At 46.1% G+C, this 22,180-nt stretch carries 21 protein-coding genes; 9 read left to right on the top strand and 12 right to left on the bottom strand.

All coding sequences use genetic code 11. The annotated features are described in order from the left end of the window. Positions 1 to 2 precede the first annotated feature (2 nt). The 3 genes from lptG to F893_RS01455 all read left to right on the top strand — a co-directional run bounded on the left by lptG (position 3) and on the right by F893_RS01455 (position 3,948). On the top strand, positions 3 to 1,073 hold the full coding sequence (gene lptG, locus F893_RS01445) for an LPS export ABC transporter permease LptG (RefSeq protein ID WP_004281054.1): 1,071 nt from the start codon (positions 3 to 5) through the stop codon (positions 1,071 to 1,073). A gap of 124 nt (positions 1,074 to 1,197) precedes the next feature. Beyond that, the gene (gene gpmI, locus F893_RS01450) at positions 1,198 to 2,745 is read left to right on the top strand and encodes a 2,3-bisphosphoglycerate-independent phosphoglycerate mutase (RefSeq protein ID WP_005249684.1); all 1,548 of its coding nucleotides are present in this window, start codon (positions 1,198 to 1,200) and stop codon (positions 2,743 to 2,745) included. 30 nt (positions 2,746 to 2,775) lie between these two features. Next, a complete protein-coding gene (locus F893_RS01455) occupies positions 2,776 to 3,948 on the top strand; it encodes a S41 family peptidase (RefSeq protein WP_005249685.1) in 1,173 nt (390 codons plus the stop codon). On the opposite strand, the gene F893_RS01460 is transcribed toward F893_RS01455, so the two are convergent. The 3 genes from F893_RS01460 to F893_RS01470 are packed head-to-tail and all read right to left on the bottom strand — an operon-like array spanning position 3,949 to position 7,611. After that, complete coding sequence (locus F893_RS01460) at positions 3,949 to 5,373, bottom strand: sigma-54-dependent transcriptional regulator (RefSeq protein ID WP_005249687.1); 1,425 nt, start codon at positions 5,371 to 5,373, stop codon at positions 3,949 to 3,951. It lies immediately after the preceding gene. 14 nt (positions 5,374 to 5,387) lie between these two features. Further along, positions 5,388 to 6,953, bottom strand: a complete 1,566-nt coding sequence (locus F893_RS01465; protein WP_005249688.1) for a sensor histidine kinase — start codon at positions 6,951 to 6,953, stop codon at positions 5,388 to 5,390. 22 nt (positions 6,954 to 6,975) lie between these two features. After that, entirely contained in the window at positions 6,976 to 7,611 is a 636-nt protein-coding gene (locus tag F893_RS01470) for a response regulator transcription factor GacA (RefSeq protein WP_005108454.1), read from the bottom strand. Between the two features lie 219 nt (positions 7,612 to 7,830). Between F893_RS01470 and F893_RS01475 the strand changes: the two genes are divergently transcribed. Then, on the top strand, positions 7,831 to 8,892 hold the full coding sequence (locus tag F893_RS01475) for a serine hydrolase (RefSeq protein ID WP_005249689.1): 1,062 nt from the start codon (positions 7,831 to 7,833) through the stop codon (positions 8,890 to 8,892). A 58-nt stretch (positions 8,893 to 8,950) separates the two neighbouring features. Here F893_RS01475 and thrC read toward each other — a convergent pair whose 3' ends face one another. The 4 genes from thrC to xerD form a co-directional block, all read right to left on the bottom strand. After that, a complete protein-coding gene (gene thrC, locus F893_RS01480) occupies positions 8,951 to 10,090 on the bottom strand; it encodes a threonine synthase (protein WP_005248423.1) in 1,140 nt (379 codons plus the stop codon). 56 nt (positions 10,091 to 10,146) lie between these two features. Beyond that, positions 10,147 to 11,454: a homoserine dehydrogenase gene (locus tag F893_RS01485; protein ID WP_034435768.1), complete on the bottom strand. Its 1,308-nt coding sequence runs from the start codon at positions 11,452 to 11,454 to the stop codon at positions 10,147 to 10,149. A 126-nt stretch (positions 11,455 to 11,580) separates the two neighbouring features. Next, positions 11,581 to 12,390, bottom strand: coding sequence for a DsbC family protein (locus tag F893_RS01490; protein ID WP_005249691.1), 810 nt, complete (start codon positions 12,388 to 12,390; stop codon positions 11,581 to 11,583). Between the two features lie 99 nt (positions 12,391 to 12,489). After that, the gene (gene xerD, locus F893_RS01495) at positions 12,490 to 13,407 is read right to left on the bottom strand and encodes a site-specific tyrosine recombinase XerD (protein WP_005249692.1); all 918 of its coding nucleotides are present in this window, start codon (positions 13,405 to 13,407) and stop codon (positions 12,490 to 12,492) included. A gap of 174 nt (positions 13,408 to 13,581) precedes the next feature. Here xerD and F893_RS01500 point away from each other — a divergent pair, with 174 nt between their 5' ends. From F893_RS01500 to ftsW, 5 genes are all read left to right on the top strand, one after another. Beyond that, on the top strand, positions 13,582 to 13,842 hold the full coding sequence (locus tag F893_RS01500; protein ID WP_004281065.1) for a FeoA family protein: 261 nt from the start codon (positions 13,582 to 13,584) through the stop codon (positions 13,840 to 13,842). Continuing rightward, the gene (gene feoB / locus F893_RS01505; protein ID WP_005249693.1) at positions 13,839 to 15,695 is read left to right on the top strand and encodes a ferrous iron transporter B; all 1,857 of its coding nucleotides are present in this window, start codon (positions 13,839 to 13,841) and stop codon (positions 15,693 to 15,695) included. Before F893_RS01500 ends, feoB begins: the two co-directional genes overlap by 4 nt. A gap of 59 nt (positions 15,696 to 15,754) precedes the next feature. Next, positions 15,755 to 16,006 (top strand): DUF6587 family protein, encoded by a 252-nt coding sequence (locus F893_RS01510; RefSeq protein WP_005249694.1) that lies wholly within the window; start codon positions 15,755 to 15,757, stop codon positions 16,004 to 16,006. Positions 16,007 to 16,167: 161 nt separating this feature from the next. Then, complete coding sequence (gene murD, locus F893_RS01515) at positions 16,168 to 17,514, top strand: UDP-N-acetylmuramoyl-L-alanine--D-glutamate ligase (protein WP_034435770.1); 1,347 nt, start codon at positions 16,168 to 16,170, stop codon at positions 17,512 to 17,514. A gap of 20 nt (positions 17,515 to 17,534) precedes the next feature. After that, positions 17,535 to 18,731 (top strand): putative lipid II flippase FtsW, encoded by a 1,197-nt coding sequence (gene ftsW, locus F893_RS01520; RefSeq protein ID WP_004281069.1) that lies wholly within the window; start codon positions 17,535 to 17,537, stop codon positions 18,729 to 18,731. On the opposite strand, the gene F893_RS01525 is transcribed toward ftsW, so the two are convergent. The 5 genes from F893_RS01525 to F893_RS01545 all read right to left on the bottom strand — a co-directional run bounded on the left by F893_RS01525 (position 18,720) and on the right by F893_RS01545 (position 22,143). Further along, positions 18,720 to 18,980, bottom strand: a complete 261-nt coding sequence (locus tag F893_RS01525) for a zinc ribbon domain-containing protein (protein WP_004281070.1) — start codon at positions 18,978 to 18,980, stop codon at positions 18,720 to 18,722. The genes ftsW and F893_RS01525 overlap by 12 nt on opposite strands. 57 nt (positions 18,981 to 19,037) lie before the next feature. After that, the gene (gluQRS, locus tag F893_RS01530) at positions 19,038 to 19,958 is read right to left on the bottom strand and encodes a tRNA glutamyl-Q(34) synthetase GluQRS (protein WP_051064665.1); all 921 of its coding nucleotides are present in this window, start codon (positions 19,956 to 19,958) and stop codon (positions 19,038 to 19,040) included. Positions 19,959 to 19,960: 2 nt separating this feature from the next. Next, on the bottom strand, positions 19,961 to 20,488 hold the full coding sequence (gene dksA / locus F893_RS01535; protein WP_004281072.1) for an RNA polymerase-binding protein DksA: 528 nt from the start codon (positions 20,486 to 20,488) through the stop codon (positions 19,961 to 19,963). A 210-nt stretch (positions 20,489 to 20,698) separates the two neighbouring features. Next, complete coding sequence (locus F893_RS01540) at positions 20,699 to 21,511, bottom strand: metallophosphoesterase (protein WP_004281073.1); 813 nt, start codon at positions 21,509 to 21,511, stop codon at positions 20,699 to 20,701. Beyond that, positions 21,508 to 22,143 (bottom strand): NUDIX domain-containing protein, encoded by a 636-nt coding sequence (locus tag F893_RS01545; RefSeq protein WP_004281075.1) that lies wholly within the window; start codon positions 22,141 to 22,143, stop codon positions 21,508 to 21,510. The genes F893_RS01540 and F893_RS01545 overlap by 4 nt, the downstream gene beginning before the upstream one ends. Between the last annotated feature and the right edge of the window lie 37 nt (positions 22,144 to 22,180).

Below are 22,180 nucleotides of genomic sequence, written 5' to 3' on the forward strand. Positions count from 1 at the left end.
CAATGTTGGCACGTCGTATAGTTGCAAAACATGTGACCCAAACCACTGCGCTGGCGATGCTGGGTGCAACCGCGGTATTGGCGGGTTTACAGGTATTATTTACTTATCTGGGTGAGCTTGGTTCGCTCAAAGATGGTTATGGTGCCTGGGATGCCTTGAAATATGTGCTTTGGGGCGCACCAAATTATTTATATGAAATCCTGCCGATTTCTGCACTGATTGGTGCAGTTTTAGGTCTTGGTACATTAGCCTCGAATAGTGAGCTGATTGTGATGCGTTCGGTCGGCGTGAGCTTATGGCGTATTGTCGGGTGGGTGATCCGTTCAGCACTGTTGTTGGTGGTGTTGTCATTTGCCCTGAGCGAGTGGGTCATTCCTTATACCAATGAACAGGCCAAAAGCGTAAAAAGTGCCAGTAAAGCCGCTCAGCTCGGTGAAGTTCGTGGTTACTGGACTCGGGAAGGGCAGCGCTTTATTTATATCGATTATGCTAACTCGCAAGGTCAGTTGAAAAATGTGCAGATGCTGGACTTTGACCAGAACTATCGTTTGCGCGGTACCTTGCAGGCAGATCAGGGCCAATTTGTTAAAGATGGTTCCTGGACGCTGGACAACACAGAGCAGTTCGATATTCTCCAAAATGGTAATGCCACACTGGTTAAGCAGCAACAGCAACCTTTAGCGCTAGCATTACAGCCTAAATATGTGCATATGGTGACGATTGATCCTGAAGATTTATCGCCGAGTCAACTGGTCAGTTTCATGAGCTATATGCATGAATACAGCCAGGTGCCTAAAACCTATCAGCTGGCCTTCTGGCAAAAACTCGGCTCGCCTTTTGCCCTGATTGCACTAGTAGTGATCGCCTGTTCATTTATCTTCGGGCCATTACGTCAGCAATCCATGGGTTTTCGTCTGGTGATAGCTTTATTTGCCGGACTGGGTTTCTTCTATCTGCAGGATTTCCTCGGCTATGCCAGCTTGATCTATGCACCGTCTCCGGCCTGGTTCGTGTTTATTCCGATTCTGATCATGTTCGGCATCGGCGGATACTTGCTGCATCGGGCACGCTAAGGTACAGGAAAATAGAACAAATCAATCATCATGAGAGGCTTAAACCATATACGGGTCATGGCCTCTTTTTATAAACTTCGCTAAAATAGAGCGATTAATTCGTAGACGAACAGAGTATTTCATTATGACGGATGCAACTGCTGGCAAAATCCCTCACATTTTGGTGATTATGGATGGTGTGGGTCATCGCGAAGCGGTCGAAGACAATGCGTTTTTAGCAGCTAAACGACCAAATTTAACTGCGATACAGGACAAGCATCCGCATGGTTTGATCTCGGGTTCAGGTGAAGATGTCGGCCTGCCAGATGGCCAGATGGGTAACTCGGAAGTCGGACATATGAACCTCGGCGCAGGTCGTGTGCTGTATCAGGACTTTACCCGGATTACCAAAGACATTCGTACGGGCGACTTCTTTGAACATGAAGTTCTGGTCGATGCAGTTGAGAAAGCCAAAGCTGCAGGTGGGGCAGTACATTTGCTTGGCCTTTTGTCTGAAGGTGGTGTGCACTCCCATGAAGATCATATTGTGGCGATGGCAGAGCTAGCGCTAAAACGCGGTGCGCAAGTCTATTTACATGCATTCTTAGATGGTCGTGATACGCCGCCTAAAAGCGCACAACCTTCTTTAGAAAAACTCGATGCCTTATTCGCTCAATATCCAGGTCAAGGTCGTATTGCCAGCATGATCGGCCGTTATTTTGCCATGGATCGTGACAACCGTTGGGATCGTGTTGAACAGGCCTATCGCTTGTTGACTGAAGGTGAAGCGGTTCGTACAGCTGCTAGCGCAGTTGAAGGTCTCGAACAAGCCTATGCCGCAGATGAGTCTGACGAATTTGTTAAAGCCACCCGTATTGGCGAGCTGGCAAAAATCCAGGATGGTGACAGCGTTGTATTCATGAACTTCCGTGCCGATCGTGCCCGTGAATTGACTCGCGCATTTGTAGAAAAAGACTTTACTGGTTTCGAGCGCAAAGTCGTGCCAAATCTGGCGAGATTTGTCATGTTGACGCGTTATCAAGCTACGATTGATGCACCTGTGGCGTATATGCCTGAAGCATTGGTCAACTCGATTGGCGAATACCTCTCTAACCTGGGTAAAACCCAGCTGCGTATCGCGGAAACAGAAAAGTATGCGCATGTGACCTTCTTCTTCAGTGGCGGTCGTGAAGATGAATATCCGGGTGAAAAACGTATCCTGATTCCATCGCCAAACGTGGCCACTTATGACCTTAAACCGGAAATGAGTGCTTATGAAGTTACCGATGAACTGGTTGCTGCGATCAATTCAGGTGAATTTGACCTGCTGGTGGTGAATTATGCCAATGGGGATATGGTCGGCCATACTGGCGTATTCGATGCTGCAGTAAAAGCAGTTGAAGCGGTTGATACCTGTCTCGGTCGGGTTTACGAAGCCGTGATGGCGCAAAAAGGTCATATGATTGTGACTGCCGATCATGGTAACGTAGAGCAGATGCAGGACTATCACAGTGGTCAGGTACATACTCAGCATACGACTGAATTGGTTCCGTTTATTTATGTCGGCCCAACTCAGGCCACAATCGTGGAAGGTGGGGTGCTGGCAGATGTCGCACCGACTTTATTAAACCTGATGCAAGTTCCGGTACCTGCTGAAATGCAAGGTCGTAACCTGATTCAGCTTGATGCATAATTTTCGATAAAATTCTAAAAAGGTCAAAGAATGGCAAGAACACGCTGGAAGTCTGTTGTAATACCATGCTTACTGATGTGTTTGAGTCATTCAGCTTGGGGTGCGGGTTCAAATGAGCCGGCATTCGATGATATGGAAATGGATGGGCAGGTCTATTCCGAAATTCCTGTGGCATCCATTCAAGAATTCGTACAAATTTATGGCATCGTAAAAGACAATTATATTCAAGATAAAAATGACGATGCCTTATTCCAGCAGGCCATTCAGGGTCTGGTCAGTGGCTTAGACCGCTATTCCCGTTATTTGTCGCCTGAAGATTATAAGCAACTGCGTGAATATACCGAAGGTGATCTGGCCAGCATTGATTTTGATCTGCAATTTGACCCGCGGTTGAAGCAATGGGTAGTTCAGGGACTGAGTTCCGATGCTGATTCAGCCAAGCAGGGACTTCGAAATGGCGTCACGGTTTATAAAATTGACGATCAGGTATTAAATAGCCTGAATCAGGAACAAGTCCGGCAGTTATTGAGCGGAGCCGTTGGCTCTACGCTCCTGATCCAGCTTTCCCCGCAAAGTCCGGCCGTTCGTCTGGTCCGCAATACCAAACTGGATACTGAAATTAAATCGAGCTTGCACAATAATCAGGTGCTGATTTTACAGGTCAAGGTTTTTCAGCAAGATACTGCCAATGAAATCAAGCGCCTGATTGAAAGCCATGCCGACAAGCGCTTAAAAGCCGTGCTATTTGATTTACGCAATAATCCCGGTGGCTTACTCTCGGCTGCAGTTGAATCTGCCGATTTATTTTTGAATCAGGGCGTGATTGTGTCGACCAAAAGCCGCGCTGAAGGTAATCAGCAATTTCAGGCCTTGCCGAGTTTTGAGTTTCAGAATCTGAAAGTTGGGGTATTGATTAATAACCGCTCGGCTTCTGCAGCAGAAGTGTTTACAGCAGCCCTGAAAGAACATAACCGTGCCTGGGTCGTAGGCGAAAAAAGCTATGGCAAAGGCGTAGTACAGAAACTCTTTCCTTTAAGCAACGGTTCGGCTCTACAGATGACAGTATCGCAATACTTTAGCCCGAGTGGCCAGATGATTGAAGGGCGGGGCGTACAGCCGCATTTCAACTATCCGTTTAAGCAGGAAATGCGTGAGGAGAGTTATCTGGAACATGTCACAGACTTGCTGCTCCTGCAAAAATAATTATTCGTCTTCTTCGGTATCCAGTCCGAACTTTTTCAAACGATAGCGCAGGGAACGGAATGACATGCCGAGTTTTTTGGCGGCCAGTGTCCGGTTCCAATGGGTCAGATTCAGCGCATTCAGTAAAATTTCTTTCTCGACCTTTTCCAAATATAGTTCTAGACCCTCTTCAGGCAGCTTTTTAGGTGCAATCAGGGTTTCGGTCGCAATGATCTCGCTCGTGAGCGTATTTATCTCCTGAGGGCTGTTAAGCGCATGACGTAGCGGTGCACTCTGCAAATGCTGAAGATCAATCCGCTCTTCATCACTTAAAGTAATTGCGCGTTCCATAATATTACGCAATTCACGCACATTACCTGGATAATATTGTCCCAATAAGAACTCTTTGCTACGTTCGGTCAGTTTTTTATTGGGAATGCCCCATTCCTGGCAAATCTTCTGAATAAAGTGTTCGGCCAATAACAGAATATCCTGGCCGCGTTCACGTAGTGGCGGTAAAGTCAGGTCCATCACATGAATACGGAAATATAAATCCTGACGGAATTTGCCTTGTTGCACCAAGGCTTCCAGATCCTGATGCGTGGCACTGATCACACGGAAATCCACATCAATTTCGGTATCCGAACCGAGTGGACGAATACGTTTTTCCTGTACGGCACGTAACAATTTGACCTGCATAGAAAGCGGTAATTCTGCAATTTCATCCAGAAACAGACTGCCACCATGGGCAGATTGAATCAGTCCCTGTTTGTCCTGAGCAGCGCCGGTAAAGCTGCCTTTTTTATGTCCAAACAGTTCACTTTCCATCAACTCAGTCGGAATGGCGCCACAGTTAATCGCAATAAAAGGACCTTCATTGCGGTTACTCAGGCGATGGACCAGATTGGCCACGACTTCTTTACCTGTTCCCGATTCACCAGTGATAAAAACCGGTGCTTGGGATCGGGCAATTTTTTGTAAGGTAATACGTAGTTGCTGGATCGGCAGGGATTGTCCAATCAGCATTTTATGTTCAAGCGCTTCATTTGGATTATTATGCGAATAATCCACCGGTTTATTCAGGGCTTTTTGTAAGAGTTGTTCCAGATGTTTCTGATTGATCGGTTTGCTGACAAAATCAAAGGCCCCGGCTTTGAGCGCAGCAATGGCGATTTCCATGTTGCCATAGGCGGTCAGAACTGCGACCGGAAGTGCCGGATAGAGGCTGCCAATCCAGTCCAGTAACTCCAAACCATTGCCATCGGGCAGGTTTAGGTCAGTCAGACAGGCATCATATTGATGATTGGCAAGGCATTTTTTAGCGTCTTCCAAACGATGGGCAATGTGCGTGCGAATTCCCATGCGCAGCAATGACATTTGCATGAGGGTACATAAATCCTCCTCATCATCCACCAAGAGCACCAGTGGTTGTTGTTCCCCATTCATCTTCCTTGACCCCTTTAAAGCGTAATACGTTGACAGCTGATGCGAAAGCATGCGCCCTGTTCTTGTTGTATATAGTTTAATTGTGCCTGATTTGCTTCGCAAAAACTATGTGATAAATACAATCCTAATCCGGTACCACTAATCGATGTGCTAAAAAAGGGTTTAAACAATAAGGCCTGATCATGTACGGCTACGCCAGAGCCAAAATCCCGTACGTCAATCCAGACCCGATGTTCATAAGGATGCACATTCAGCTGAATATAAGTAGCATCTGCTGAATTGTGGCGAATGGCATTACGAATCAGATTAATCAGGATTTGCCTGAATTGTGCTTCATCAAACTGAATCACCAGCGGGATATCAATATTAAATTGAATCTGATCATGAATATCGGCCAGATCTTCTTGGATAAATAACGGGATAAAATCATTGAGATGAATCGGTATAGGATGGGTTTCTTTATTTTTGACCATATTCAGCGTGTCCTGAATAATCCGGTCAATCCGGGTCGCCTGTCGGCCAATCATCTGCTGGAGTAGCTGTTGCTGTTCAGTTTCCGAGTCCAGATATAAATCATTGGCTTGCACAATGGCAGCTAGGGGGTTGCGAATTTCATGGGCAATACTGGCCGAGAGTTGACCCAGTGCAGCAAGTTTAAGTTGCTGCACCTGCTGATTCAGTTTTTTGGCATCCTGTAACACCAGTAGCATTAGAGTCTGATGTGGCACAATCAGTTTTTGCACCTGCACATGAATATTATAGCGACTTTGCTGAGATTCAAACTGAAAGCGCTCACCATTTTCCAGTGTCTCAAAATGGATCAGTTCAAATAAATCTGGCTGTGACTGAGATAAAGTGAATTTCTCATGGCCGTATTTGGACTCAATTCCAAGAAGATTACAGGCGGCAGGATTACTGAGTACCACATGGTAGTTTTCATCCAGAACCAGATAGCCGGTTTCAATCTGCTCCAGAATATAGCGGTTAATATTCTGTAAGCGATGCAGTTCCAGCGATTGAGAAAAATTTAGATTTTCCAGAATCTGAAAACGGCGTATGGCGATCTGCCCAGTGCCATAGACCACAAAAAATAAAAAGGCCAGCAAGGCGCTATTACTGATATTGCTGAGTGATGAAAATGCAAAAATACTGCCGATAAAATGCTGATAAATTACGCTGATAACAGCAACCAGCGTGACGACTAAGGCCTTTTTTGCATCTAATAATAAAGATGCAGAAAAGATGGTAATCACAAACAGCAGCCCGATTTGCAGATTAGGACCGTCGCTCGCCAAAGTCAGCAAACTTAAAATGCAGACATCGCTAAAGAAAATCATGACCAGCTGCGGCTGGATCAGTCGTCTGATCCATTTCAGCGCAAACAGCTGTACGGTATTGATCGCAACCCCGATTCCCAGCGCATAATAATACAGCTGCGGGTATTGATAATCGGTGGTGAGTTCAGGGTAGGTTAGCAGAAAAATCAGCAGCAGGCCGGTGCTGATTAGCAGGCGATAGGCGCTATACCAGATACCAAGATGATATTGATTGAGTGCAGAATAACTGGATTGTTGTGCCATATGCACCGCGACTCGTCAAAGGCTAAGGTTTAATGAGTCCATAGCGCATCGCCAGATGAGTCAGTTTGACATCGCTATCGATATTCAGTTTTTCAAAAATACGGTAACGATAAGTATTCACGGTTTTAACACTAACAAAGAGCTTGTCGGCAATTTCCTGGGCGCTGATACAATTCACCACCATCATCGCCACTTGCATTTCACGTTCTGACAATGCATCAAAAGGGGATTGTTGTGTATCAGAAAGGTAAGAGCTGGCTAACTGTTCCGCAATGTCGGCACTGAAATATTTGCCGCCTTGCATGACTTTATTAATCGCACGGACCATTTCCGAAATCGGGGCCCCTTTAGTAATATAGCCTTTGGCACCGGCTTTCAATAACAGGGAGGGATAAGGTTCTTCTGCCAGACCGCTGACCGCTAGAACTTTGGTTTCCGGCGCACTCTGAAGTAGACGGCGCGTGGTTTCTACGCCGCCAATGCCCGGCATATTTACATCTAACAAAACTACATTAGGATGATGTTGACGAACCAGAGAGATCGCTTCTTCACCAGATTCAGCTTGTCCAATTACCTGAACCTCCGCATGGTCTTCTAGCATTCTGCAAATTCCAGTACGAACTAATTCATGGTCGTCCACAACTAAAACTGTGATCACCTACGCTCTCCCTCTGTTAAAAAAATCATTTTTTTGTTACATAAAGCAAAATAAGCTTGCAATGAAAGTACAAAATTAGCAATCCTATTCGCAAGATTAAATCTGAAACTTATCACACAGTGTCAAGAACAAAAAATGTTCGGCATTGTGTTTAAATGTAAGGCATATTAGAGATAATACGCAAATCAATCTTACCTCTGTTAGTTGAGTGAAGGAATAGTGAAGAAAATAAACAAGTCTTTAAGGCATCTACTCGGCCTGTCCGTGTTAATCAGCATGAGCACGACAAGTTTTGCTGAAATCATTATGAATTCTGGCACGGCAGAGGGCGGTTCCAGCATTAGTTGGTCTTCTGAAGAAGTTAACCAGTTAATGAGCGATGATTTTAATGCGTCAGCCAATGAGCCTTCGCCACCCGGGTCTGCAACAGTGACCACCACTTTGCGTCAGGCCGGCACAGCAGCGCCAGCAGTAATCAAACCTGCTTATACTGCGCCGCAGATTATTGATACTAATCATTTTAGTAATCAACCTTCTGTCAATGCACGGGCTGCACTGGTCATGGATGCGCAAACCGGTGAAGTGCTGTTTAGCAAAAATACCAATACTGCCTATCCGATTGCATCGATTACCAAGCTGATGACAGCGGTGGTGATTTCTGATGCACGTCTGAATATGTCGGAAAAAATCACCCTGCAACAGGCTGATTTTTCCTGTTCAGGCTGTAAAAGCTCAAGCTCGACTTTAAGAGCAGGGGACAGCATGAACCGTGCTGAAGCTTTACTGTTTGCTCTGATGAAGTCCGAGAATCCGGCTGCAGCCGCTTTGGCACGGACCTATCCCGGTGGTCGATCAGCGTTTATTGCCAAAATGAATGCAAAAGCTAAAGAGCTGGGAATGAACTCCACTCGCTTTATGGAATCAACAGGTTTGCATCCGGGTAACGTGGCATCAGCTCGTGACTTGGGAATCTTGGTAAATACGGCCTCTCAATACGGCCTGATTCGTCAGTTCTCGACCACGCCAAGCTATGACTTTAACTTGGGTTATCGTGTATTGAAATCGAATAATACCAATGCCTTGGTACGTAATGGCGGATGGAATATCAATATTTCTAAAACCGGTTTTATTAATGAAGCAGGGCGCTGTGTGGTGATGCACACCACTCTGAATAACCGTCCTGTGGCAGTGGTACTTTTAGGTGCAAACAGCTCACAGGCGCGTACCAATGATGCGACCCGTTTAATGAGTTGGGTTAGCCAGCAACCTAAACGAATCTAATTGATTGGTTCATAAAAAAAACCCTGCACTTGCAGGGTTTTTTTAATTCTGGCCGAAATTACATATTCGACAGAATAGAGTCTTTAACTTGAGTCATGGTCGCATCAATCGACAGCATCACAGCATCAGCACATTGCTTGATGGCAGTGTCTGGATCTTTCAGACCGTTACCCGTTACGGTACATACGATCACTGAACCTTCAGCAATTTTACCCGCTTTAATATCACGGATCGCACCACCCACAGACGCAGCAGATGCCGGCTCTACGAACACACCTTCATACATAGAAAGCAGACGTTGAGCTTCGAGAATCTCCGCATCAGTCAGTTCATCGAACCAGCCGTTTGAATCACGAACAACCGCTTTAGCATGATTGAAGCTTTGCGGATTGCCGATACGAATCGCAGTTGCAACAGTTTCCGGGTTTTCTACTGGACCGCCACGAAGGAACGGTGCAGCACCAGAGGCTTGGTAACCTGCCATGATTGGCAAGCCAGCCGGTTTAGGACCAGTGAAAGCATCAGTTTCAGCATCGTAAACGACTTGCTCAAATTCTTCTTTCGACTGGTTAGCCACCGCTTCGGTATAACCCATCCAGTGTGCAGTGATGTTACCCGCGTTACCTACAGGCAGGCAGTGATAATCCGGTGCACGACCTAAAGCTTCAACAATTTCATAAGCAATGGTTTTTTGACCTTGCAGGCGGTACGGGTTGATTGAATTTACAATCGTCACCGGAGCCTGATCGGCAACTTCCTTAACTAGACGCATACCGTCATCGAAGTTACCGCGAATTTGCATGGTGATCGCACCATACATCATCGCTTGTGCCATTTTACCCATGGCAATTTTGCCTTCAGGGATGAGCACGAATGCTTTAATGCCGGCACGCGCAGCGTATGCAGCCGCTGCTGCAGAGGTGTTACCAGTAGATGCGCAGATGATGGCTTTAGAGCCTTCTTCAACGGCTTTGGTCACCGCCATAGTCATACCGCGGTCTTTAAATGAACCAGTCGGGTTTAAGCCCTCGTACTTCACATAAATTTCAACATCTTTACCAATAATGCGTGGAATATTCTCAAGCTTGATCAGTGGAGTATTACCTTCACCCAAAGAGATCGCACGAGTAGTTGCAGACACTGGTAAACGGTCGCGATAGCGGTCAACTAAACCAGTATAACGATTGGCATTCGACATGATGATGTTCCAATTGTGTGTAGAGCTTGGCAAGGGGAATCCTCCCCTCAACCCGATTAATTATCAAGCGATTCTAAACGAATTCGTACAATTTCGCCATGAATGACGGGTAATGCTTGAATTTGTGAAAGCGCTGCATCCATTTTTGATTCGACGATAGGATCAGTCAGAATCACGATAGGAATAAGGTCTTTGGATAAACGTGGTTGCTGCATGATCGCATCAATACTGATGCCGGCACGACTGAGAATCGTGGTGACATCGGCAAGCACGCCCATCTGATCTTCGGCATTAATACGGATGTAATAGCCGGTAGTCATTTGTTCACGACTCAAGATCGGTAAATCACTGAGCGCTTCAAAAGCCAGTTGTGGAATGGTGCCTGCGCCATCTTCTGTATAAATGATGTCACGAACAATATCGACCACATCGGCAACAACCGCAGAAGCCGTTGGTCCTGCACCTGCGCCAGCGCCATAGTACAGTGTAGGGCCGACCGCATTAGCTTGTACCAGAACCGCATTTTTTACACCATTCACATTGGCAATCAGCTGGTCATCTGGAATCAGGGTCGGGTGTACACGAAGTTCAATCCCGGCATCGGTACGGCGAGCAATACCTAGGTGTTTAATCCGGAAACCGAGGTCTTCGGCATATTTCACGTCTTGTGCAGTGACTTTGCCAATGCCTTCAGTAAAGACTTTGTCAAACTGTAGCGGAATACCAAAGGCACATGAGGCCAGAATGGTGAGCTTGTGCGCAGCATCAATACCTTCCACATCAAAGGTCGGATCAGCTTCAGCATAACCCAGTTCTTGAGCCTCTTTCAGCACATCTTCAAAAGCACGGCCTTTTTCACGCATTTCACTGAGAATGAAGTTACCCGTACCGTTAATAATACCGGCCAGCCATTCAATCTTGTTGGCTGCCAGACCTTCACGAATCACTTTAATAATCGGAATGCCACCAGCCACTGCGGCTTCATAGGCAATCTGTACGGCATTGTCTTCAGCCACTTTAAACAGTTCGTTGCCGTGTTCAGCCAAGAGTGCTTTGTTGGCCGTTACAATATGTTTGCCATGTTTCATGGCTTCCATAATAATTTCAAAAGCAGGATGAATTCCGCCCATGACTTCAACCACGACGTCTACATCAGGTTGACGTACGATGTCCATCAAGTCGGCACTTTGTTTAACCGATTCTGGCAGATCCAGATCAGGACGTGGACGACGGGTGCCTACATGGGTAATTTCAATTTCACGACCGGTGCGACGTTTGATCTCAGCAGCATTTTCTTTTAATAGTTTCAAGGCACCACCACCTACAGTACCAAGACCGAGGATTGCCAGACGAACTGGTTTCACGTCACACTCCAAATTAAACAGTTTTTTACAAGAGCCTAGATCATAGCTAAAAAACCCGCCTGACTCTAGGGTCATTTCAGAATATCTTTATCTATAAAATAAAGTTAAATAACGTATTAAAATGAGTTATTTAAGCCGATTCAATAATTCCGATGTAGACATATAACCACCTAGATAAGTACCTGCTGAATTATAAATGGCAGGGGTACCATTCACACCCATATTTAGACCCATTTGATATTGATCTTGAACAGGATTTTCACACTTCTCTGCACTAATCTGTGCACCCGCAATCGCCTGGTCAAAGGCACTACGGCGGTCGGCACTGCACCAGATCGCTTCCATGGCTGGCATATGCTGTTCACCACGCGGCCAGGCGATATAACGCACTTCAATGCCTTTGGCATTCATCTCATCCATTTGCTCATGGAATTTATGGCAATACGGACAGCTGACATCGGTAAACACATAGACCACATGCTTGGCTTTGCCTTTAGCTGGATAGACCAGCAAGTCTGCTGGCTTGAGTTCAGCAAAGAGTTTATTGTTGATGCCTGCCTGCAGGTTTTCGCTGACATTGTGTAGCTGTTTGTCGCCGAGACGGATCACATCGCCCTGAATCAGGTATTTGCCGTCACTGGTGACATAGACCGCAGACATGCCTTCCAGACTCACCCAGTACAGGTTTGGAACTTCAGTGGCTTTAATGTCGGTAATTTTGGCACTGATGCCAGCAGTTTTGAAATGCTTTTCCAACGTAGACGCCAGACGCTGTTCTGCATTACGTTCGGTTAGGGTAGAGGCTTCGCCCGTCGCCGGTGCGCTTGCAGTCAACTCTTGCTTTTTATCGTTGTTAGTGGAATTGGAACACGCAGTCAGACCCAAACCAGCAGCAAGTGTGCAAGCCATAAAAATTTTTGAGCGGGCAAATGTCATAAAAAACCCTTTTCTTCTTGGATTAAAAACAGAGTATTAGCATAACAAAAAAAAATACCCACACGTCAAACTTCTCAGTTTATTCCATCCGGATATGTTTTAAGCACGTGGATGATGGGTGGCATGCAGCTGTTGCATCCGTACCTGTGCCACATGGGTATAAATTTGGGTGGTAGACAGATCAGTATGCCCGAGCAACATCTGCACTACGCGTAAGTCTGCGCCATGATTGAGTAAATGTGTCGCAAAGGCATGACGTAAGGTATGCGGTGACAGTTCGGACTGAATGCCGGCCTGCAGCGCATAACGCTTAATCGCATACCAGAAATTCTGTCGGCTCATGATGCCGCCATGCTGGGTCAGAAACAGATAATCGGTCGAAGTCTTATACAGTTGCGGACGGGCTTCGTTCAGATATTTTTCTACCCATTCACAAGCCATTTGTCCCATCGGAACCAGGCGTTCTTTATTACCTTTACCGACGATACGTAAATACCCCTGTTTTAAGTTGATCAGTTCCAGACGTAAGTTAATCAGTTCGGTCACCCGGAGTCCGCAGGCATACAGCACTTCGAACATGGCTCGATCACGCAGTCCTAATGCCGTGTTGATATTAGGGGCATGAATTAAGGCTTCGACATCTGCTTCGGAGAGATCTTTGGGTAAGGCCCGGCCCAGTTTTGGGGTTTTATGTGCAGCCACCGGATTGTCACTACGCAGTTTTTGCTCGCGCAGAAATTTATAAAATGAACGCAAGGCAGACAGGCAGCGGGCAATCGAACGTGGACTTTTTTGCTGTTTGGTCAGCGCAATCAGTACATCGGAAATATCATCATGATTCCATTCCGGTAGAGGCTTGCTCAGGCATTCTGCACATTGCACCAGATCGGACAAATAGGCATTGCGGGTATGCGGGCTGACAGTCTGCGCAATCAGATAATCACGAAAACCCTGCAAATAACTGAACGCATCAGGAATCTGGACAGGGGCAGGAATACGGGGTTTTTTATTCAGCATAGGGTGAAAGGATCTGATCTAAAAAAGCGATAATCGGGATTGGTATTCTCCACTGTAGTGTAATTTTATGACAGTGTCGATGTGGTATAAGGCTAAATCGAAATGTAATTAATCTTATTTGTTAATTATTCTCATTTGTTTGTATACTGTACAAAATAGTTTAGGAATTTCACGGTGCGTTTGTCTGATTTAAAAGCAAAACAAATTGCCATCATTCGAAAAGTGAGTCGAACAACTGATGGTGAAAGTGCTCTACACGATGTCGTCGCGAGTCGTTTGGAAACTTTAGGCTTTGTACCAGGTACAAAGGTACAGGTCATTACTAAAGGTATTTTTGGTGGAGATCCCATTTTGATTCAAGTTGGATTCACACGTTTTGCTTTGCGTAAATCAGAAGCAGCCAAAATTGAAATCGAACAGGCGGTGTCGGCATGAGTGATACATTACGTATTGCCCTTGTCGGTAACCCTAACTGCGGTAAAACTTCATTATTCAACCATTTAACCGGAACACGCCAAAAAGTCGGTAACTATGCGGGTGTGACGGTTGAACGTAAAGTCGGTACGTTTCAGCTTGCCTCAGGCAAAGCGGTACGGGTACTGGATTTGCCGGGAACCTATAGTCTGGATGCGACCAGTCCGGATGAAGAAATCACCCGCAATGTGGTACAAGGTAAAATTGCGGAAGAGCAGGAGCAGGATGCATTTTTGTGTGTGGTAGATGCCACCAATCTGAAATTGCATTTGGGTCTGGTGCTGGAAATGATTGCGCTGGGTCGTCCAGTGCTGGTCGTGCTGAACATGATGGATGAAGCACGCCGGCGTGGCATGCAGATCAATACTCAGAAGCTGTCTGAGCGACTGGGCGTACCTGTGGTAGAAACGGTGGCTGTGCGCAGTTCAGGCATTGAAAACCTGAAAAACGCCCTGGATCAAGGCAAGTATTCTGTACCCCAGACCGAACTCAGCGGCTTGAAAGGCGACAGTCACCAGCGCGTGGAAAACATTCTGAATGACGTGGTCAATTTCGTCGATCAGGAAGATAAACGTACCGATTTCCTCGATAAGATTTTTCTGCATCCGGTACTGGGCTTAATTAGTCTGGCCGTGATGATGTTCGTGATTTTCCAGGCGGTATTTGCCTGGGCTGCGCCGTTTATGGATGGGATTGAATCCTTCTTCGGCTGGTTGGGTGAGTTCCTCGGCGAATATATTTCGCATCCCTTGCTGAATAGTCTGGTGGTAGATGGGATTATTGCCGGTGCAGGCGGAGTAGTCGTATTCCTGCCACAAATTCTGATTTTGTTCTTCTTTATTCTGGTACTGGAAGAATCGGGTTATTTACCGCGTGCAGCATTCTTGCTCGATAAACTGATGTTTAAAGCCGGTTTGTCAGGACGTGCCTTTATTCCGTTATTGTCCAGCTTTGCCTGTGCCATTCCCGGCATTATGGCATCGCGGACCATTAGTGATCCACGAGATCGTTTAACCACGATTTTTGTTGCACCTTTAATGACCTGTTCGGCGCGTTTGCCGGTTTATGCCTTGCTGATTGCGGCATTTGTACCCGCACAAACTGTCTGGGGCTTCCTGAATCTGCAAGGTCTGGTGCTCTTCGGTCTTTATATGGCAGGTATCGTAAGTGCCTTGCTGGTGTCTTTTGTGTTGAAATTCTTCCACAAAGATAAATCACAGCACATGCTGCTGATGGAACTGCCAAGCTACCGTTTTCCGGACTTGAAGAACGTCTGGATCGGCTTATTGGATCGCGGCAAAATCTTCTTGAAACGTGTCGGCGGCATCATCTTCGCCTTATCGATTGTGCTGTGGTTCCTGTGTACGTTCCCGCAGCCACCAGAAGGTGCAACCCTGCCGGCCATTGATTATTCATTGGCAGGGATGCTCGGTCATCTGATGCAACCGATCTTTGCACCCCTCGGTTTTAACTGGCAGATCTGTATTGCCCTGATTCCGGCGATGGCAGCGCGTGAAGTGGTCGTTGCAGCACTGGGCACAGTCTATGCGATGTCGGCAGTTGATGAAGATGCGATGTCTGAAGGTCTGGCTGCGCTGATCAGCGGTGGAGGTGATCTGGGCTGGTCAGTGGCGACAGGTTTGTCTTTGCTGGTGTGGTTTATTTATGCACCACACTGTCTGGCGACCCTGGCAACGGTGAAACGTGAAACGGGTTCCTGGAAAACTGTCAGTATCATGACCATTTACCTGTTTGGTCTGGCATATTTCATGTCATTCCTGACTTATCAAATTGCTTCATATTATTTGGGCTAAATCTCAGTTTGGCCTTGGCCAATTGAGTGTGCTGCATTGTATATGTATGGGAGATTGAGATGATTGAAATTTTCATTGTGGCAGCACTGGTGCTTTGGAGCATGCTGGTCGTATTCAAAAAGGTGTTTCCGAACACCTCTAACTCAGTCTTCCAGAAGCTGTCTGATGCCTGTGCAGCCAAGGGCTGGAAGCGTCTGGCCAAATGGCTGCAACCGGGTATGGCTGCAGGCTGTGGTGGCAACTGTGCCTGTCCGGTTTCAGAAAAAAGTTCAGAAGAAAAGCCAGCCCAACAAGCGGTGAAATGGAAATAATTTCCTTTTCTGGCTGAATTTTAAAAACCGTCATGATCATGACGGTTTTTTTACGCATGGACACAAAAAAATGTGCAGAAAAGCCAATCAGAAAAGGCATTCAAAACAGCAAAGTGCTACCATTTCGTCAGTTTCAAAATAGACCAAAATATGGGGCGAAAATGTTAATACAACGTGGTGGGTTAAAAGTCGTTGCAGGACTCGGAATATCAGGTGTTGCAGCAGTCAATTTCTTGCATAGTCAGGGCTACCGCGTTGCAGTAACAGATTCTAGAGCTAACCCGCCCGGACATGACCAGATACCCGCTGAGGTTCAGACCAGTTTTGGTCAGTTTGATGCCGAGCTGTTGCTGTCTGCAGAAGAAATCGTGATCAGCCCGGGGCTTGATCCTAAACTTCCTGAAATTCAGGCAGCGATTAACAAGGGTATTCCGGTGGTCAGTGAAATCCAGATTTTACGCCGTGCTACGGATAAGCCTATTGTGGCGATTACCGGTTCTAATGCCAAAAGTACCGTGACTACCTTGATTGGTTTAATGGCAGCAGATGCAGGTAAAAAAGTCGCTGTCGGTGGTAACTTAGGCCGTCCTGCGCTAGACCTGACTAAAGACGATCCTGAGCTGTATATACTCGAGCTGTCCAGTTTTCAGCTGGAAACCACCTCAAATCTGGCAGCTGAAGTCGCGGTGGTGTTGAACATGAGTGAAGATCATCTAGATCGTCATGGCGATATGATGGGTTATCACACGGCGAAACACCGGATTTTCCAGGGTGTAAAAAAAGTCGTCTATAACCGTGATGACTCTTTGACCCGTCCTCTGGTGCCAGACGTAACACCGATACAAAGCTTTGGTCTAAATGCACCGGATATGAACCAGTACGGTATTCTCAAGGATACGGATGGCAGCATCTGGCTGGCGCGTGGTCGTGAGCGTCTGCTGAAAAGTACCGAGATGTATATGCAGGGCACGCATAATGTTGCCAATGCCTTAGCCTGTCTGGCACTGGGTGAAGCGATTGGCCTGCCACTGGAAAGCATGTTGAATACCTTAAAGACCTTTAAAGGTCTGGAACATCGCTGTGAATTCGTTAAAGAAGTGCAAGGCGTACGTTATTATAACGACTCTAAAGGCACTAATATCGGTGCAACCTTGGCGGCGCTGGACGGTTTAGGGATAGCGATTGAAGCTCAAGGCGGTAAGGTCGCGATTATTCTCGGTGGTCAGGGCAAAGGGCAGGACTTTAAAGCCTTGCGTGAATCATTAAGCAAATATGCCAAAGTAGCGGTATTAATCGGTGAAGATCGTCCCGTCATTGAAGCAGCGATTGCGGGTACGACTGAACTGATTCATGCGGACAGCTTGCAGCAGGCAGTAGAAATCTGCCAAAAGCACACTCAGGCACATGATGTCGTGCTATTGTCTCCTGCATGCGCAAGTTTTGATATGTTCTCGGGTTATCCTGAGCGTGGTCGCAAGTTTGTTGCGTATGTGAATGAACTCAATTAAGAATAACAAGGATTCGTGATATGGCTGGGTTTGCTCAGACTACGATCAATAAATTAAATCAATTTTATACGCAGTGGATACCTAGAATACCTGCTGAAGTGAATCCACGGAATGTATTGATTTTCTGTGTGTTGGCTTTGCTCTGCATTGGTTCGATCATGGTGGCATCGGCCTCGATGCCCTATGCAGAACGTATGCATGAAAATCCGTTTCACTATATTAGCCGACATGGGATTTCGATTTTTGTCGCTGCCGTAGCAGCTTTTCTGGCTTATAAAATCCCCTTAAAAGTCTGGTTTAATAACACTTTCTTTTTGTGGATTATTACCATCGTACTTTTGGTGGCCGTGCTATTTGTCGGGACGGAAGTCAATGGTTCCAAACGCTGGATTCGGATCGCAGGCTTTACCTTACAGGCTTCGGAAGTCGCCAAAGTGATGATGGCAATTTTTACTGCAGACTACGTGGTGCGCCGTGCGGAAGAAGTACGGAATAATATCAAGGGTCTGGTCCGTTTAAGTGCCATCATGGGTGCTACCGTCGGTTTGATTATTCTCGAGCCTGACTTGGGTGCAACCGTGGTAATTACCTTAACCATGCTTGGCGTGTTCTTTCTGGCGGGTGCGCCGTGGATTCAGTTCGGTGTGGCTTTTATGACCTTGGTCGGCGCATTTGCTGCCGCGATTCTGTTGGAACCGTATCGTCTGCAACGTCTGCTGTCTTTTTCGAATCCTTGGGAAGATCCCTTAGGCACCGGTTATCAGCTCTCTAATGCCCTTATGGCCTTTGGCCGTGGGGAATGGGCAGGGGTAGGCTTGGGACATAGTATCCAGAAAATGTCTTATTTGCCTGAGGCGCATACCGATTTCATGCTGGCAATTTTGGGTGAAGAATTTGGCTTTTTAGGCATTTCAACCATCCTGATCTTGTCCTTCACCATGCTGGTTTGCTGTATTCGCATTGGACACCGCGCCTTGCAGCATCAATATTTGCGTGCCGGCTATCTGGCTTATGGCATCAGTATCATTTTCCTGTTACAGATTCTGGTGAATGCCGGTATGAATATGGGCATGTTGCCGACCAAGGGTTTGACCTTGCCATTTATTAGTTATGGCGGTTCATCCCTGATTATCTGTGCGGTCATGATCAGTCTGATTCTGAAAATTGATTCGACCACGCGTCAGGTCAATCCAAGCCGCGAAGAATCAAGCTTCTAGATTGGAGTTTCGTCCTGGCTCTGGCTGAGCATGGTCCAGTACCGTGCTCGGCATTGCGGTTCCACAATTGGAACAGGTCACAAAAGCAGATTTAGGCTTGGAAAGTGGAATCAAGGGTATAAAAAATAAAGAAAAATAATTACGCTGCTGTTTTAGCTCATAGCCCGAACGAGTACGGCAGACCGGACACAGAAACTGGCTTTTCTCAATTGTTTTGGTTTTAGGGCCGACGCCAAAAATAAAAAACATACTCTTCTTCCTATCAATTTTTCATTCTAGAAGTCTAGCTTAAGTGAAAAGCTGTTTTTATAAATAGTGACCTTGTAGCTCAGTTGTATGTGGAATCCGCTCAATGTCCCATTGTACTACCGCCTGTTGTAGCATCCGATCGGGAGTGTCCAAATCAACTTCAGCCTGATGCAAAGCCTGAAGTGCCTGTTTTAATAATTGGGGTGCCTGAGTTAAATCCAGTGCTTGGGCCAGATTCTGTTTTGACAGTTTTTGCCCCTGATCATTCATTGCCAGCGGTAGATGCATATAGCTCAGACGCGGATAACCGAGTAACTGTCCCAGATAGATTTGCCGTTCGGTATTATCTAAAAGATCAGCCCCACGTACCACATGAGTCATGCCTTGCAAATAGTCATCGACTACTACTGCCAGCTGGTAATTGATAATGCCATCACGACGTTTTAAGACAAAATCGCCCAGATCTTTTTTCAGTTCTGAACAGTGCCGACCTTGTAGCCGGTCTTCAAAACAGATTTCAACATCTTCAATTTTTAAACGAATAGCCTGATGTTCAAAAGCCAGACCCAAGTCGCGGCAGGTATCCTGATAGATATGATTGGAACCGAGCATTTTACGGGTGCATTGGCAGGCATAAACCAGACCTTGCTGACGTAATTGCTGAATGACACCTTCGTAAATATCTAAACGGTCTTTCTGGAAAATGATTTCGGCATCAGGTTCAAGCTGAAAGGCATCCATGGCACGCAGGATATGCTCTTCGCTGCCGGGATAAATGCGGGGAATATCGGTGTCTTCAATCCGGACCAGCCATGTGCCTTGATTGGCTTTGGCATCGCAGTAACTGGCAACTGCGGTAATGAGGGAGCCAAAATGCAAAGGGCCGGTTGGCGATGGCGCGAACCGGCCCACATAAGCCATCCTGTTGTCCCCCTCCTTTTTTAAAGGAGGGGTTAGGGGAGGATTATTTACAGACATACTTAACCGTTATTTTGCTTCTCTTTGATCTCTGCAAGGGTTTTGCAGTCAATACATAAAGTAGCCGTTGGACGTGCTTCTAAACGACGCAAGCCAATCTCGATACCACAAGTTTCACAGAAACCATAGTCATCATTCTGGATTGCTTCGATCGACTGTTCGATTTTACGAATCAGTTTACGTTCACGGTCACGGGTACGTAACTCAATCGCAAACTCTTCTTCCTGAGTCGCACGGTCATTCACATCTGGAAGAGCAGTATTTTCGTCTTGCATCGTATTGAGGGTACGATCCACTTCTGACATCAACTCAGCTTTCCAAGCCAGCAAGATTTGGCGGAAATGCTGAAGCTGACCTTCAGACATGTATTCTTCATTTTTTTTAGGTTGATAAGGTTCAATACCAAATAAGCTAGCAGTAGAACCACCGTCAGTCGTTTTAGGCTTAGATTTGCGTACGCGCTTTGCAGCTTTCTCTTCTACAACATCAGTTTGATTGTCTAAGACTTGATTTTGGTTGTCATTCGCCATTTAGGGCATTCCTCATCTATGCGTATGATTGCTACGCAAAAAATATGGTGATATGCAGTTTTTTATCCACCCTGTAGAAAGATTATCCTCCTATGGGGGCCGTCATCATATAGACTTTTTATGCTTATTGATAGTCTTTGATGTCTGGACTATGCATATCACATTTCCTTTGGTTGCAATAAAGTAATGCAAAAAAAACAAATTGAAAAGTTAATAACCTGAAATTTCGGTATTAATATTTTGCTGGCTCAATGCCACCCGTTCAATATAGGTATCAAACTCACCATTTTGTTGCAAATGTAATACACGATAACCTGGTGCCGCCTGATCTAGCGCGAAATCTTCACTTTTAGGTTTAAACTGCACACTGGTCGATGGCGTGGATAAAAAGTAGATGCCATGCCATTCGTTGCAGGAATCCTGATGCACATGACCAAACAGAACCAGCTTGATATTATGATGCCGAGCCAGTACATCTTTTAAATCTTCAGCATTTTTCAGCCGGTGCTGATCAATCCAGTACGATTTCATCGCAAAAGGATGATGATGGCAAGCGACAATGACATGCTGATGCTTAAATTCAAGCAATAATTGGTCCAATTGATCGAGTTGAGCTTGTTCCACCCAGCCATCGATCTTGCCTTGAACGGCACTATTTAACAGGATCATGGTCCAGGTGCCAAAATGAATGGCATGTACCTGATTCGCATGCTGGTGAAAAGGGAACACCCGAGAATCGTCATGGTTACCTGGAATCTGATAATACGGCACGTTTAAAGACTGGACAAATGCTAAATAGCGTTGATAAGTCTGCTCGACCGGCACCTGTGCCAGATCACCGGTATGAATCAGTGCATCCATTTGGGGAAAGCGCTGTTGGATCTGCTGCATCACCTCGTGAAAACTCTGCTCGGGATTCATCCGGGCAAATTCCAGCTCTTCCCGATCCATCAAATGGGTATCAGAAATCTGGATAATGGTCCAATCTGGCTGTGTGTTTATGCTTGACTGCTGAAAACTCATGTCTTTCCCCTTAGACATATTCCTGCAGTATGAATATGTTGTTGCAACCATTGCAAGGCCATAATGACAGGTGCATTTCTTAAGCGACCATTCGTGAGCAAGGACGGAATATCAGCATAATCCAGAATATGCAGCTGGATATTTTCACCTTCATCCGGCATGCCAAAAATACCGCCCTGTTCAGGCAATTCGGTCTGCGCCACATATAAATGAAATAATTCGGAACATGCCCCGGCGGACGGATAGAAGCTGAAAATGTGCTGCAGCTCATCCAGGGTACAGCCTGATTCTTCGAGTGCTTCGCGACGGATGCATGTTTCAGGCGCTTCATCGCCATCCAGAACGCCAGCAATTACTTCGAGTTGCCAAGGAGAGTCGATATCATCCAGTCCGCCAATCCGGAACTGTTCGATCAGGCCGAATTTCTGCTGTTGATGATTGTACATCAGCACACCCGCTGCTTCTGGCCGATGAATCAGCTCACGTTGCAAAATAGGGGTTGAGCTTTCCTGATTAAATAAACGGTGTTTCAGGCTGACTTTTTCTACCTGAATAAATCCCTGGTACAAGAACTCACGTGCCTCTACGCTAAAGTCTTTTTTATTATAAGAGGCCTGTTTAATAATATTCATATGCTCAGATAGAATGAATTGATTTATTTTCATCCTA

It is taken from the genome of Acinetobacter sp. CIP 102136 (assembly GCF_000369685.1).
GTDB classification, from domain to species: Bacteria; Pseudomonadota; Gammaproteobacteria; order Pseudomonadales; family Moraxellaceae; genus Acinetobacter; species Acinetobacter fasciculus.